Below are 14,452 nucleotides of genomic sequence, written 5' to 3' on the forward strand. Positions count from 1 at the left end.
TTTGTTAGGAAATCGAGCGCGCGGCGCCGATTCGTTCGACTTTAGTCAGCTCATCAGCACCACACCGCCGGGCAGCGATGTGATCCGCGCGCCGAACAGTTGCTCGACCTGGGCGACGAAATTGTCGAGCTTGTCGACCTGGAATGTGCCGTTGACGAGCCGGCGTTTCAGTTCCGCGTTGGTAATGATGATCTTTCCGGCGCGGTACCGGTTCACTTCGTCGACGACGCTCGCTAGCGGCCGGTCGCGGAAGATCAACAATCCGGTCTGCCAGGCCGCGACCTGCTTGGCGTCGACCGGAAGCGATGCCTGTAGTCCCGCGCGCGAATAGGTGACCTGTTCTGCCTTGCGAAGCTGCACCGAGCGGCCGTCCTGCTCGACGGTGACGATGCCATCGAGGCATGTCACCGAGACGACGCCATCGAGGCAGCGCGCGTTGAAATCGGCCTGCAGCGCGCTGATGCGCCCGTCGCGCGCCAGCATCACCAGCGGCGTCGACGACGACCTTCGGGCGACCACCGAGGCTTCGCCCGAAATCAATTCGACCCGCGTTTCGTTCGGCGTGGGCCGCAGCGCCAGGCTGGTCTGGGTGTTCAATTCGACCGAAATGTCGGGCGCCAGCATCACCTTGCGCTGTTCGCCCTTTCCGGTCCGGTAATCGGCCGAGAGCTCGTCGATCGACGGCCACATGTCGAGTGGCGGGCGGATCATCACATAGCCGGCTGCGGCGGCGATCGCGCCGCCGAGCACGATGCGGCGCGTCAAGAAACGTGATGGCCGGGGCGGCAACGCCACCACGGGGGCCGCGGCGGCCTGCTCATCGGCGAGTTCCTTCGCCGCGGCGCTGGCGCTGCGGAGCAGCCGGGCAGCCGCCCTGAAAGCATCCTCGTGGTCGGGACTTTGCGCGCGCCAGCGTTGCAACGCGTCGACGTCGGCGCGGGTCGGCGCGCCGGCTTTCAGCCGAACTACCCAGTCAAGCGCCTCATCCAGCAACGGATCGGGCCCGGAAGTGCGGGTCGGCTCGGTCACGACGGATTGCTCATCACCCTGCTCGCCAAACCTCAACCTCCCGATCGCGTCGAGCACATAGCGAAGGACGCTATATAGACGATTCCGACGGCAGCAGGGCACCGCAATCGGCCGTTGCGCACAACGCAAGCAGAAACATCCGGCAATCGCAGCTTGCGCCGCATCGCACGCCAGGAGGCGGCGCGATGCTCGCATGCCGGGCCGATCAGGTCCGAACGTGTTTTCAAGCGGCGCAACACTTCCGGCGAACCTTTCCCAGGCACCCAAACGGTCCTTATGAGATCGCTCTCTACCCTATAGACGACGGAAAGCCCGCTATCCCGCAGAACAGAGGTTGAAAATCCTGCAGCTTGTGCCCCCTGATTTCAGGTCAAGCGTCTGCAGTTGTTGGAAATAGTTCCGGCAACAAATTTCGACGGCCGGCTGCGCGTGACCGCGCGCGTCGCGGCCGCGGCGAATGCGATCACGTACGGGGACGAGGACCGCCGAGACGACGGATCAGAGTATAGTCGAGGCAATCGGCACAATGGCTCAGGGCCAATTTCAAATCGCTTTCCACCGTTCGCACGCTGACACCGAGGCGGGTTGCCACGTCGCTCGGCGTCCGTCCCTCGATCGTAATGCTATAAAGCACATCGCGCGGCCGCTCCGGCAATTCGGCCAACGCCCGCTTGAAGGCATCAATATCGGAGCGCGCCTCGACGATTCGCGCCGGGCTCGGTCCGTCGTCGCTGACGTCGAGCAATGAATCGATTTCGGCCGCGCTGACGCGCAGATTCTGCGCCTTCTGGCGATCCCGGGCGATGTTGATCGCGATACGGAAGATATAGTCGGCGGGGCTGCGGATCGGCACCGCGTCAGTGACCCGCTCCAGCCGCAGGAACGTCTCGTGCAGGGCTTCGTATGCGAAGTCCGACGATCCCAGACGGCGGGTCAACTTCTTGACCAGCCCGTCGTAATTATCTGCAAGCTGGCCCCGCAGCCGCACTCGATTGATTTCAGCCACGTTCCGCGGCCTCCCAGACACCAGCCCGATATCCAGATTGAATTGTTCTTGAAGCTGCCCATCTCGTAACGGCCGCGCACAACACATTTATGACGGCAACAAGTCGACACCGAACGACGCGCAGGCTGGTGCATCGCGGTCACATCCAACCAATGAACTAGCGCTCGCGCGCTTGCGAAGCCGAGCAGGACCGCGCAACTGGATCAGGCCGGGTCGAAGACCAACGTGATCTGAATATTGAGCCGGTCGGGCAGCGCCGACGGGATCAACGGCAGCGGCTGCGCCCGCCGGATCGCGTCGACCGCAGCCTTGTCGAGCACGGCCTGTCCGGAACTGGTCTTGACCCAGACCTCGAGCAGGGTGCCGTCCCGCTGCATGGAGAACAGCGTTTCGACCGCCCCGTGCAACCGACCGAGCCGCGCCGCGTTCGGATAGCGCTGGTAGCGTGCCACGTGACGAAGCAGCGCCTGCTGAAATTTCACGGCGGCACTGTTGGGCGGCGCATCGGCGGGCGACGGCGTCGGACGCAGGCTCGGCACGGCCGGCTCCGCCGGCATCGGCTCCCGCGCCGGGGCCGCGGTCAGATTGTCGAGCGGCGGTTCGGAGTTCTCCGGTGACACGTCGGTCCGGCTGGCGACGGTCGCGGTTTGCGGCTGCGACACCGGTGCAACCGGAATCGGCGCAGGCGACGGGCTCGGCAGCAACCGAACCTGGACGATCGAGCTCTGCTCCCGGCTTGCCGGTCCAGCCGGCGGCTGCAGCCGGATCCAGTAGATTCCGCCGACGAACAACAGGGCCGCGATCGCCGGCACCAAGAGCAGACGCAGCACCTCGCCCGAGGTCCACGCGCTCGGATCCTCGGGATGAAACAGCAGCGTCATCGGCCTCAAGCCGCGCACGCCATCCGCTCCGCTGCTGTCGTTGTGAATCATTGGAACGATTTCACCCGGATCGCGATCCGCACCGGCTGCGACGCATTCGCAGGCGTCGTCCGGCTGACGGTCAATCCTTGCAGCGCCGCGGTCACGGCGGCATCACGGTTCTGATCGCCGGTCGATCGCAACAGCTGGGTTCGCTGGATCGTGCGCGAGGGATCGATCCACAGATCGACAACGAGCTGATAGCTGCCGCCGCGAGGTCCGATATTCTTCTGCAACACTTTTTGAATGTCGAGCTGCAGGCTTTCGCTGTAGTCGCGCAGCGCGCCGGTATCGTTGCCGTCACTGCTCGCGCGCACCTGCAGCGTGCCGAGCGACAGATCCGCGGTCGCAAGCGGGCTCGCCGGCGGATGGTCGGCGCGCGCGGCGCGCGAAGCAAGCGTGATGGCATCCGGGCGAATGTACTGGACCTTCAGATCGGTTCCCGCCAGCAGCACATTCAATGCATCCTCGGGCGTAAGGCTGCCTTCAACCGATGTCGACTTCCGGCCCGTCGCAGAATTGCTCTCATAGAGCACCTGAACGCCGGTTCGTTCGCCATAAGCCTGCAGCGCGCTCGCAAGCTGCTGGGCCGGGATGTTGAATTCGATCGCTGCGGGCGCCGTGACGATGTCGCGCTGCTGCGCGGCGACCGCGCAGATGCTGCCGATCAGCAGCGCAGCACAAATCCCGAACAGATACCGCGACGTTGCGGAGGCTCCCGGAGCGCCAGCGCCGATCGCAGCGCCCGCGCGTGCACCATATGATCCAACTGCCGTCATAACCTTGCTTCGGCCCAAAGTGACCGTGGGTGAAATTCGGCCAGCATGTCTGTGCGGTTGACCTTCCGGCCAGCGAGCCTGCGTTCTTTATATCTGGAATGTGACGGCCGTCTAACCGGCAACATGATCGGCCGGAGTGCCGGGAATTTGTGCTGACCTTTCAGCGCGAAAAGTTCCCGAACCGCGCCGGAGCGGCGCGCGGCTCCAGGCCAGCGACGCGGCGCGGGCCAAAAAACGAGCGAGCGCTCTCTCAGAAAAATTGATCATCCCCCTTTTCCGAACGGCAGTTCGTGGGCTAGGAATTGAGCAAGGGCGCAAAGCCCGGCCCGGATCGGCAACCAAATCAATGGTCCGGGGACATAGCCAGGGAGGCAACGTGGGTCTCGCGCGTCAGCGGCCGGGGACGAATGCGTTCGCGATGGACGTGCTTTGCGCACGCATTCTCGAACGTCATCGGGATTCCATCCGGGTCCAGAAGCCGCATCTCGCCGTTCCGAACCTCACGCGCATCATCGGCGCGACGCTGACGCTGTCCAACAAGCACGGCTTTCACGCCACCACGCTGCGCCAGCTCGCGGAGGCCTCCGGCCTCAGCATGGGCGGCCTCTATACTTATTTCGACAGCAAGCCGACGCTGCTGTCGATGATCCTCGGCGAGGTCGCCGAAACGGCCGCCGAGGTCCTCACCGCACCGCCCGCCAGCGTGAAGCAGGATGCGCGCAAGCACCTGCACTGGATCATCGCCACCCATGTTCGCATGAGCGAGGCGATGCAGCCCTGGTTCGTGTTCTCCTTCATGGAAGCAAAGTCGTTTCCGCCCGCGGAGCGCCAGCGCGCCATCGAGATGGAGGTGATGACCGAGAAGATCATCGCCGACGTCCTCAAACAAGGCGTCGCCAGCGGGGTGTTCGCCATCGACCAGGTCACGCTGACGGCCTCGCTGATCAAGCCACTGCTGCAGGACTGGTACGTCAAGCGCGCGAAGTACCGCAGACGCGGCACCTCGATCGAGGCCTACATCAACGCCGTCGGCGCCTTCGTCGACGCCGCGGTCGCCGGCAGGACGCGGCCCGGCCGCGTCACGACCGGCTCGCGCACGAGATCCAGGCCGACGGCGCAGCCATAGCAGCAGGAAGGACGAGGAATGAAGCGATTGCGGTTCAATCAACAGGAGATCGTCTTCGCCGTATTCGCCGTGCTTTTCCTGGCGTTCTCGATCTTCCTGCGCGGCTTTCTGACGCCGGAGAACATGCTGACGCTGCTGCAGAACGTGGCGGTGCTCGGCATTCTCGGGCTCGCCATGGCGCTGGTCGTGATCGGGCGCGGCATCGACATCTCGCTGATCGCAGCCCTCGCGGTCCCTCCGGGGCTCGTGCTGCAGATGGTGCAGAACGGCCACTCGCTGCCGGCCTCGCTACTGACGGCCGTGCTGCTGACGATCGCGTTCGGCCTGGTCAATGGCTGGCTGATCGCCTACGCCGAGGTGCCTTCGCTGTTTGCGACGCTGGCGACCGGCCTGCTGCTCGCCGGCCTCGGACAGGCCGCGCTGTTTCAGCTCGACGTCGTGCAGTGGAGCGACGGCATGCAGGGCTTCGAGCGGCTCGGACAAGGCACCATCCTTGGTATCCCGACCTCGATCGTGATGTTTGCGATCGCCTGCGTGGTGGTCGCCTTCCTGCTGCGCCAGACGCGCTGGGGCGCCTATATCTACGCGATCGGCGACAATCCCTATGCGGCCCGCGTCACCGGCATTCCCTCGCGGCCGATCATCGTGCTGCAATATGTCGTCGCGGCCCTGATCGGCTGCTTCGCGGGCCTCGTGATGGCGGCGTCGGTCAACTCGATGCCGACTCGGGTTTTCAATTCGACCCTGATCTACGACGTCATTCTCGTCGTCGTACTCGGCGGCATCGGCCTGTCGGGCGGCCGCGGCGGCGTGCTCAACGTCATCATCGGAACGCTGCTGATCGGCACCATGCTGAACGGCATGACCATCATGGACATCTCCTACGCCGGACAAAACCTCGTCAAGGGCGTCGTCCTGCTGCTCGCCGTCATCACGGATTCATTCCTGAATCCGCGCAACGAAGAAACCGCACAGCAGGGCGACATCTGAACCAGGCCACAAAAAGATCAATCACGACCAAGGAGGAAGCAATGAAGTACGCTGTCAGGACTGCCAAGGTGATCGCCGCAGCGCTCGGACTCGCGGCCATCGCCGCCCCGGCTCTGGCCCAGCAGGGCCTCGACGAGCCGTTCCAGAAGCCGTTCAAGGAGGCACTCGCCGGCAAGACGGTGGCCTATGTTCCGGTCGCCATGAACTTCGACCTCACCGAAGGCTGGTACGCCGGCATGAAGAAGGAGCTCGAACCGCTCGGCGTCAAGTTCGAGATCCGCGATCCCAACTGGAACACCAATGCCGGCGCGCAGGCGGTGACCTCGCTGATCTCGGAGAAGCCGGCCGTGATGGTGATCCACAATCCGGACGTGCAGACCTACGCCAAGCTGCTGCAGCGCGCCGAGAACGAAGGCATCTACGTCATCCAGATCAACATGGGATCAGCCTATCGCTCGTCGGCCTTCGTCGGCGCCAACTGGATCGAGATCGGCGAGAAGGACACTGAGGCCGTGGTGAAGGCCTGCCAGGGCAAGTCGAACAAGATCGCCATCGTGCAGGGTGCGCTCTCGGCGGCGGCCAGCGCCTACACGCTCAAGGGCGTCGAGAACGTGCTCGCCAAGCATCCCGAGATCAAGGTGGTCTCGAGCCAGGCCGCCGACTGGGATGCGGCAAAGGCCAAGGCGATCACCCAGACGGTACTGAAGCAGAATCCAGATCTCTGCGGCATCGTCGGCTTCTGGGACGGCATGGACATCGGCACCGCGGCGGCAGTCAAGGAAGCCGGCCTGACAGGCAAGGTGTTTGTTGCCACCTCAGGCGGCGGCGAGCGCAAGGGCGCCTGCGAGCTCGTGAAGTCCGGCGCCTTCGACCTCAACCTGAGCTACGACGTGCCGACCCAGGCCGCGCAGATGGCCGGCACGATCAAATGGCTGCTGTCGTCCGGCGCCAAGGCCGGTTCGATCAAGGGTTCGGAATACACCACCCTGATTCCGATCACCAAGGAGAACGCGGACAGCCAGACCGCGTGCTGGAATCTCAGTGACCTGAAGAAATAGCCCGGCCACGTCCGCTCGACGTCCCGGGCGCGCTCCGCCCGGGACGTCGATCTCCCGAAATCCAACGCCCTGCTGGAATGCCGATGCGCGATACCCTGACGAGCCTGCGTTACCGCTATTGGCCGGATCATCTCCTCGGCGAGATCCTGTCCAAGCGTTGGACCGAGACTGCCATTCCGGTGATCCTGCTCTTGATCGTCGGCTTCGCGCTGAGCCGCTCCATCGATCACTTCCTCTCGCCCGCGAGCCTTGCCGACACGGCGCGGCAGGCCGGCGAGATCGGCTTCATCGGGCTCGGCATGGCGCTGGTGGTCATCGTCGGCGGCATCGATCTGTCGGTCGGCTCGATCTTCGCGCTGACGGATTTCTGCGCGCTCTATCTGCTCGACGTGCTGAACTGGCCGGTGCCTGCGGTGGTGGTCGCCACCCTGCTCTGCGGCGCACTGCTCGGCGCCGTCAACGGCGTCCTGATCGGATATCTGCGGCTCCGCGCCTTCATCACAACGCTGATCACGTTGATCATCTACCGTTCCGCGTTCGATCTTCTGATCCAGCGCTACTCCAATTCGATCGCCGCGGCCTTTCCCGACATCCCGTCCTGGAATTTCATCGGCGGCGGCGACGTGTTCGGCATTCCGAGCGTCGCTTTGGTCTACATCGCGATCGCGATCTTCGGCCATATCTTCATGACGCGGCTGCGCCCGGGCTGGCACATCACCGCGATCGGCGGCTCGCGCCGTTCGGCCTACAATTCCGGCATTCCGGTTCGCCGCACCATCGCGCTCTGTTACGTCGCGAGCGGCGTGCTCACCAGCATCGCCGCATTATTCTTCGCGGCAAGGCTCGGCACCGTCGGCGGCGACATCGGCGTCGGCCTCGAGGTGATCGTGCTGACCGCGACCGTGCTCGGCGGCATCACGCTCGGCGGCGGCAAGGGCTCGGTCGCCAAATCGCTGGTCGGCGTGCTGATCGTGCTCCTGATCACCAACGGCCTGACCACGCTCAATGCGCGCGGCGGCATCAACCGCATGGCGCTCGCAGGCATCCTGCTGATCGCCGCGATGGTCGACATCCGCTGGCAGAAGAACCGCACCCGCATCATCAGCAAGGTCTATGTCGCGCCGACCTATCACGCGCTGCCGCCGCCCCCGGCCACCGAGATCGGCCAGGGCGGCCCGTTCGAGCAGAACGACAAGCTGCGCGACGTCGAACTGATCGGCCTCGGCCGCATCGAGGCGCCGGAAGACGTGATCCTCGATCGCAACAACAATCTCTACGCCGGCTCGCGCCATGGCGACATCATGCGCTTCTTCGCGCCCGATTATCAGCGCATGGAGGTGTTCGCCCATATCGGCGGTCAGCCGCTCGGCATGGCGTTCGACCGGCAGGACAATCTCTATGTCTGCATCGGCGGCATGGGCCTGTACCGGATCACCCCCGACGGCACCGTGGAAAAGGCGACCGACGAGACCAACCGCAGCATGCATTCGGTCAACGACGACAGCCGGCTGCGGCTCGCCGACGACCTCGACATCACCGATGACGGCCTGATCTTCTTCTCGGAAGCCACCGTGCGCTACGAGATGGACGAATGGCCGATCGACGGCCTCGAGGCGCGCGGCAACGGCCGCATCATCTGCTTCGACACCAAGACCGGCGCGACGCACACGGCGCTGCGCGGCCTCAAATTCCCCAACGGCATCTGCGTCGCCAGCGACGGCCAGTCGATCCTGTTCGCCGAAACCTTCGGCTGCTCGATCAAGCGGCTGTGGTTCGCAGGGCCGAAGAAGGGCCAGGTCGAGGTCGTGATGGACAATCTGCCGGGCTATCCCGACAACATCAACCTCGCCTCCGACGGCAATTACTGGCTGGCGCTGGTCGGCATGCGCAGCCCCTCGCTCGACCTCGCCTGGAAGATGCCGGGCTTCCGCCGCCGCATGGCGAAGCGCGTCCCGGTCGACGAATGGCTGTTCCCGAACATCAACACCGGCTGCGTCGTCAAGTTCAACGAGCAGGGCAAGATCCTCGAATCGTTCTGGGACCTGCGCGGCGAGAACCATCCGATGATCACCTCGATGCGCGAGCATCGCGGCTACCTCTATCTCGGCGGCATCATGAACAACCGGATCGGCCGTTACAAGCTCGACAATGCCGATCCGAACTTCGTGCAGTATGACAAGCGCTGGGGGAAAGCGTCGTGATCGCGGCCGTCAGGGAATTCGCCAACCGCTTTCTCGGCCGCGGCGAGGCCACCATCACCGTGCCGTCGTTCGACGGCGCGCTCAAGCCCAACCAGAAACTGGAGGCCGCGACCACCTTGCTGGAGTGCGAGGCGCTCGAGGATCTCGCAACCGATGGCCGCAATCTTTATGTCGCCGACGGCCGCCGCCTGCTGCGCCTCGACGGCGGCACTGCGACCGAGCTGCGCAGCTTCGAGCAGCCGATCTCGGCGCTCTGTGCACTCGCGGACGGCGGCCTCGCGGTCGCGCTCGGCGGCCGCGAGGTGCGCCTCTATGCCAATCCTTCGGCAGGCGAGCCAAGTGTGACGTTCAGCGACGCCACCTTTAATGCGATCAATGCACTGTCGCTGGCGGACGATGGAGCCTTGATCGCAACCGACGGCTCGACAAGCAGCGGCGTCGACGATTGGGCGCGCGATCTGTTGGAGCTCAACCGGAACGGCCGCGTGTTCCGGCTCGATCCGAAGACCCGATCGGTGAAGCCGCTGGCCTCGAAGCTCGGCTACGCCTTCGGCGCCTGCGCGCGCGGCGATGGCGTGCTGGTCAGCGAGAGCTGGCGGCATCGTCTCGTGCTGGTTGCGGATGGCAGGCCGCCGCAGATCGTGCTCGGCCACCTTCCGGTCTATCCGTCGCGGCTGTCGAAGGCTGCGGGCGGCGGCTACTGGCTCACGGCGTTCACCGCACGCACCCAGCTGATCGAATTCGTGCTGCGCGAGCCCGCCTACCGTCGCCGCATGATGGCCGAGATCGAGCCGGCCTATTGGGTGGCGCCGCGGCTGCGCTCGGGCTTCTCGTTCAAGGAGCCGATGCAGGGCGCGCACATCAAGACCATGGGTGTCATCAAGCCGTGGGCGCCGCCACGCTCCTACGGCCTCGTGATCCGGCTCGGCGAAGACGGCAAGCCGCTCTATTCGCTGCACAGCCGGGTCGACGGCGTCAATCACGGCGTCGTCGCGGCGCTCGAGCTCGGCAGCGACCTGGTGCTGATCGCCAAGGGACCGGGTCGCGTGCTGAAACTGCCCCTCGCCGGGCTCGCCGAGGAGGTCGGCTCATGAGCGACACCGTGCTGTCCCTGCGCAAGGCCACCAAGCTCTACGCCGGCGTGCCCGCCATCGAGGGCGTGGACTTCGAGCTTCGCCGCGGCGAGATCCACGCCCTGGTCGGCGAGAACGGCGCCGGCAAGTCGACGCTGACCAAGGTGATGGCAGGCGTCGTGACATTGACGTCGGGCAGCATGACGGTCGACGGCTCCGACGTCGCGCCGCGCACGCCGCTCGAGGCGCGCAATCTCGGCATCGCCATGGTGTTCCAGGAGAACAGCCTGGTGCCGACCATGACCGTGGCGCAGAACCTGTTTCTCGGGCAGGAGAAGTTCTACAACCGGCTGCGTGGCATCTACATCGCCGCCCAGCAATTCCTGCAATCGCTCAATTTCGACGTGACGCCGACCGCCACCGTGGGCGGGCTCGGCGCGGCCAAGAAGCAGATGGTGGAGATCGCGCGCGCGGTCCTGCACAAGGCCAAGGTCATCATCTTCGACGAGCCGACCGCGTCGCTGACACCCGAAGAGAAGAAATACTTCTTCGACCTCGTCCGTGACCTCAAGAAGCGCGGCGTCTCGATCATCTTCATCTCGCACGCGCTGGAAGAGGCCTTGCTGCTCGCCGACCGAATCACCGTGCTGCGCGACGGCAAGCACGTCGTCACCGACGATGCGGCGAAATTCGATCGCGCCGCGATCGTGCAGGCGATGGTCGGGCGCGACCTCTCCAACACGCTATACGGCGCGAGGAAGACCAGCGTGCGGCCCGCCGGCGCGCGCGTGCTCACGGTGCAGAACCTCAAGATGGCGCCGATGGTGAAGAACAATTCGCTGTCGGTGTTTGCCGGGCAGATCACCGGCGTGTTCGGCCTGGTCGGCGCGGGCCGCACCGAGACCTTCAAGATCGTATCCGGCGTGCTGAAGCGCGACTTCTTCCACGGCGGCGAGATCCTGTTGCATGACAAGCCGGTGCGCTACCGGGTGCCGGCGCCGGCGGTGAAGGCCGGCATCGCCTATGTGACCGAGGATCGCAAGGTCGAGGGCTTCTTCGAGACCGCCTCGATCGCCCGCAACATCTATCTCGGGCTGCTCTCGAAATTTCCCGGGGGCCGGATGATGTTGTCGCGGCGCGAGACCAACACGGTGGGCAAGACCTGGATCCAGCGGTTGAAGGTTCGCGCCATCGGCGACGAGGCCAGGGTGGTCGAGCTGTCAGGCGGCAACCAGCAGAAGGTGGTGATCGCCAAATCGTTGGTGCAGGAGCCGGAGCTGATCATCTTCGACGAGCCGACCCGCGGCGTCGACGTCGGCGCCATTGTTGAGATCCACGAGCTGATCAACCAGCTCGCCGATGAGGGCAAGGCGGTGGTGGTGATCTCATCCTATCTGCCCGAGATCATGGCCCTCTCCGACCGCATCCTGGTCTCGCGCCAGGGCAAGGTGGTCGAGGAATTCTCCGGGGTCGAGGCGACCGAGGAGAAGATCATGTACGCGGCGATCCATTGATGAATAAAGCGCGATGCGATTTTTCGTCATCGCGCTTTAGTCTGGTTATCTGAGCATGATCTCCGCGCAAACGCCTTGGTTTGTCGCGAGGGAAGACCGCTTCACACTCTTCCGGATCATGCTCATCGGGCGGACGGCCGCCTTGCGCGGAGCCTGCGCGTCAAACTGCGCTTGCGGCCCGCGTTGCAACATCTAGCACACCTGAATTGGCGGACACGCGCGTGCGTCGCGCGGGTGGCTGGGCTGGAAAGCAATATGCGCCATCTCGTTCAAGCAGGTGTGGCGCGGAAGGTCGCGCCCGCTGCGATCCCGGTCACATGCTCCTTTGGGCCGATGGTTCCGGTCACCTTCAATCGCGCCGACCGCACCCAACCCGAGACGTCGTTGCTCGTCCCCGGATTGAGATACATCACCGACGACCAGCCATCATTGGTCTGCGCGTAGGCAACAAGCGCATCGTTCGGAATGACGAACACGCCACTGATCGGGCAGTGAAGATTCGGTGCCGAGTAGAATTGCAGCCGTCCCTTGCCCGTCACCACATTGGCGAGCGGCGGCGACAGCATCGGGACGCGGCTGGTGCCCGTCCGCGGCTCCTTGCAGCTCGACGGCGTCTGCGCGTGCACGGTCGCACCGAGGGCCCCCAGGATCAGGGCACTACAGACGATGCAGGCGAGAATAAACCTGTCCGACATCACTCAATCTCCTGGACCGCCGGAACGCGATCATCGGTCATTCCAGGATGTTTGTCGTCGGACGATGCGGGCAGGTTCTGCGAGATGCGACGAAAGTCTGCGCGGCTGCCAAGGGCAATGAAAGTCCGCACAGGGCAACACTTCGCCAGTTGCGACAACTGACGAAGCGGCCGGCTCAGCTATTGCCCGCGATGACGACGAGGTTGTTCAGTACGGGCGTCGAACAGAAGGCGACGACGAGCGCGATGTTGTAGACGTTGTTGCTGCGCCAAAGCAGCCACGTGACGAGGAACGTCAAACCGAGCTTGGGGACCAGCCACCACACGCCGAACCATGTCTGCGCCAGATGCATGAACGGGTTCAACTCACCCAATCCGAGATCCAGGATCACATTGGTCGACACCAGGTCGGCGTATCCCAGCAACAACGCGAGGAACACCAAAAGACCTTTAACCCAATTCATTCCCAGACTCCCGATGGCGAAGATGCCGGATTGGCCAGATCACACTGTTGACAATGTCCACTCGCTCGGCAGGCACCAGGCCCGTTGCAGGATACTCGTCCGGCTTCGGCACCCAAGCTGTGCCGAACAGAATGTCCAGGAGTGGGAAGAAGGCTGCAAAGTTCTTGTCGCGATGCTCGGGATGGATCGAGTGATGGATCCGGTGCCATTGCGGATTGTTGACCCAGGTCACAAACCGGCCGAGCGGGATGCGGACGTTGAGATGGGCACATGAATCGGGGATGAAGAAGATAAATCCGACAGCTATCGCCATGTCCGGCGGGACGCGAAACAAGATCGCCATAATCGGAAGGAAGGCGTCGGACAGCACCCTCTCAAACCAGAAATGCCGACCGCCGGTAATGAACGTAACGCCGTTCGCGCTGTGATGGAACGAGTGCATCGCCCAAAGAAACGGGATCGCGTGTTGGAGGCGATGGTATGTGTACTTGTAGAGATCGAGCGCGACCACGACGATTGCGAGAGAGACGTACCACCAGTAACCGTCGGTCGGTAACTTGATCCAACCGACACCAGCATAGTTCGCAATTGCGCCCGCGCTGATCGCCGCGGCTGGAGCGAGCATGTGCGACAACCCGAGGCTTACGATCACCGCGAGCCAATCATCACGAAACTCGGGGTAAGGAACGTCCGCAATCGGCCACCTTTTTTCCAGGATGCGACTGCCATAGACGATGCCCAGAAATACCGCCGCGTAAAAGACGGCGTTTGCGATGTCACTCGGCATGAGGGATGACTCGCCGATTCAATAGGATGGACAAAAGGAATAAAAACACTCCGTCCCCTATAAGCTAAAAACCTTATTTTTTCTCAACGGTCGGGCGCGCGCAAGCAGGGTTTTTTACGGGCGTCCGCCTCGCCCTTGAGCCCGATTCCGACGGGCCGTCGCGGCTGATGCGGCTGCTGCCTGCTCGATCAAAAATGTCGGACGCGTTTGCTGCTTCTGCGGCGGCTACGGCAAACCGTTGGCCCGGAGATAACGGAGCTGATCGTTCTACGCGCGAGCTCAATTCTGTTTAAGCACGCCGCGACTTGTGCGGGACGAAAAAGCCCGCAACGTCGTCGCGGGCTCTCTCCAAGGTTCGGCGATGCCGGTTAGTGCAGCGAGCGGTCCGCCCGGACCGAAGCCCGTGCAGTCGTGACCTTGCTTCGCGGCGTCAGGACGTGGAGCTGATGCGGCGTGGCCGCCGTCGCTTCAGCCGTTGCCTGCTCGTGGACGTTGGCGGCGCCAAGCACGCCAGCCTGCACCGGCGAGATCGGCAATCCAGCGGCCTCGAACGTCGGAAGCTCGGCGGCGGACGCGACCGTTGCACTCGCGATCGCGAGGGTGGCGGCAATGATGGAAAGGGAAATCTTGGTCACTTGAAGGCTCCTCGATGGGTCTTGAGGAGCAGAGGTAGGCTCACTTTGTTGCAACGCAATAAAGATGATGCCGCATCGCACAAATATTTGATGGCCGCGACACCCCGACAGCTGGAAATCGCGGCGCGGCCAATGCACTTGCCGGGCAGCAAGCCCGGCACGCACCGCGAAAAACC

14 protein-coding genes are annotated in these 14,452 nt (G+C 63.9%); 6 read left to right on the forward strand and 8 right to left on the reverse strand.

What is annotated here, in order from left to right; all coding sequences use genetic code 11:
- Positions 1–45 precede the first annotated feature (45 nt).
- The 4 genes from ACOIX3_RS39395 to ACOIX3_RS39410 all read right to left on the reverse strand — a co-directional run bounded on the left by ACOIX3_RS39395 (position 46) and on the right by ACOIX3_RS39410 (position 3,734).
- Entirely contained in the window at positions 46–1,029 is a 984-nt protein-coding gene (locus ACOIX3_RS39395) for a FecR family protein (RefSeq protein ID WP_420967376.1), read from the reverse strand.
- Positions 1,030–1,492: 463 nt separating this feature from the next.
- Positions 1,493–2,122: an RNA polymerase sigma factor gene (locus ACOIX3_RS39400; RefSeq protein WP_420967377.1), complete on the reverse strand. Its 630-nt coding sequence runs from the start codon at positions 2,120–2,122 to the stop codon at positions 1,493–1,495.
- A 116-nt stretch (positions 2,123–2,238) separates the two neighbouring features.
- Entirely contained in the window at positions 2,239–2,967 is a 729-nt protein-coding gene (locus ACOIX3_RS39405; protein ID WP_420967378.1) for a TonB family protein, read from the reverse strand.
- Positions 2,964–3,734, reverse strand: coding sequence for an STN domain-containing protein (locus tag ACOIX3_RS39410; RefSeq protein WP_420967379.1), 771 nt, complete (start codon positions 3,732–3,734; stop codon positions 2,964–2,966). Before ACOIX3_RS39410 ends, ACOIX3_RS39405 begins: the two co-directional genes overlap by 4 nt.
- Before the next feature lie 418 nt (positions 3,735–4,152).
- Between ACOIX3_RS39410 and ACOIX3_RS39415 the strand changes: the two genes are divergently transcribed.
- From ACOIX3_RS39415 to ACOIX3_RS39440, 6 genes are all read left to right on the forward strand, one after another.
- Positions 4,153–4,860, forward strand: coding sequence for a TetR/AcrR family transcriptional regulator (locus ACOIX3_RS39415; RefSeq protein ID WP_420971906.1), 708 nt, complete (start codon positions 4,153–4,155; stop codon positions 4,858–4,860).
- An 18-nt stretch (positions 4,861–4,878) separates the two neighbouring features.
- On the forward strand, positions 4,879–5,850 hold the full coding sequence (locus ACOIX3_RS39420; protein ID WP_207833677.1) for an ABC transporter permease: 972 nt from the start codon (positions 4,879–4,881) through the stop codon (positions 5,848–5,850).
- Positions 5,851–5,891: 41 nt separating this feature from the next.
- Positions 5,892–6,908, forward strand: a complete 1,017-nt coding sequence (locus ACOIX3_RS39425; RefSeq protein ID WP_092122674.1) for a sugar ABC transporter substrate-binding protein — start codon at positions 5,892–5,894, stop codon at positions 6,906–6,908.
- A gap of 77 nt (positions 6,909–6,985) precedes the next feature.
- The gene (locus ACOIX3_RS39430; protein WP_420967380.1) at positions 6,986–9,109 is read left to right on the forward strand and encodes an ABC transporter permease; all 2,124 of its coding nucleotides are present in this window, start codon (positions 6,986–6,988) and stop codon (positions 9,107–9,109) included.
- Positions 9,106–10,203: a hypothetical protein gene (locus tag ACOIX3_RS39435; protein WP_420967381.1), complete on the forward strand. Its 1,098-nt coding sequence runs from the start codon at positions 9,106–9,108 to the stop codon at positions 10,201–10,203. Before ACOIX3_RS39430 ends, ACOIX3_RS39435 begins: the two co-directional genes overlap by 4 nt.
- Entirely contained in the window at positions 10,200–11,696 is a 1,497-nt protein-coding gene (locus ACOIX3_RS39440; RefSeq protein ID WP_420967382.1) for a sugar ABC transporter ATP-binding protein, read from the forward strand. The genes ACOIX3_RS39435 and ACOIX3_RS39440 overlap by 4 nt, the downstream gene beginning before the upstream one ends.
- A 269-nt stretch (positions 11,697–11,965) precedes the next feature.
- On the opposite strand, the gene ACOIX3_RS39445 is transcribed toward ACOIX3_RS39440, so the two are convergent.
- The 4 genes from ACOIX3_RS39445 to ACOIX3_RS39460 form a co-directional block, all read right to left on the reverse strand.
- On the reverse strand, positions 11,966–12,391 hold the full coding sequence (locus ACOIX3_RS39445; protein ID WP_420967383.1) for a hypothetical protein: 426 nt from the start codon (positions 12,389–12,391) through the stop codon (positions 11,966–11,968).
- A gap of 175 nt (positions 12,392–12,566) precedes the next feature.
- The gene (locus tag ACOIX3_RS39450) at positions 12,567–12,854 is read right to left on the reverse strand and encodes a DUF5658 family protein (RefSeq protein ID WP_342725972.1); all 288 of its coding nucleotides are present in this window, start codon (positions 12,852–12,854) and stop codon (positions 12,567–12,569) included.
- Positions 12,841–13,641, reverse strand: a complete 801-nt coding sequence (locus ACOIX3_RS39455) for a sterol desaturase family protein (protein WP_420967384.1) — start codon at positions 13,639–13,641, stop codon at positions 12,841–12,843. Before ACOIX3_RS39455 ends, ACOIX3_RS39450 begins: the two co-directional genes overlap by 14 nt.
- A gap of 368 nt (positions 13,642–14,009) precedes the next feature.
- Entirely contained in the window at positions 14,010–14,276 is a 267-nt protein-coding gene (locus ACOIX3_RS39460) for a hypothetical protein (protein ID WP_420967385.1), read from the reverse strand.
- Positions 14,277–14,452 lie beyond the last annotated feature (176 nt).

It is taken from the genome of Bradyrhizobium sp. B120, from assembly GCF_049075665.1.
Lineage (GTDB): Bacteria > Pseudomonadota > Alphaproteobacteria > Rhizobiales > Xanthobacteraceae > Bradyrhizobium.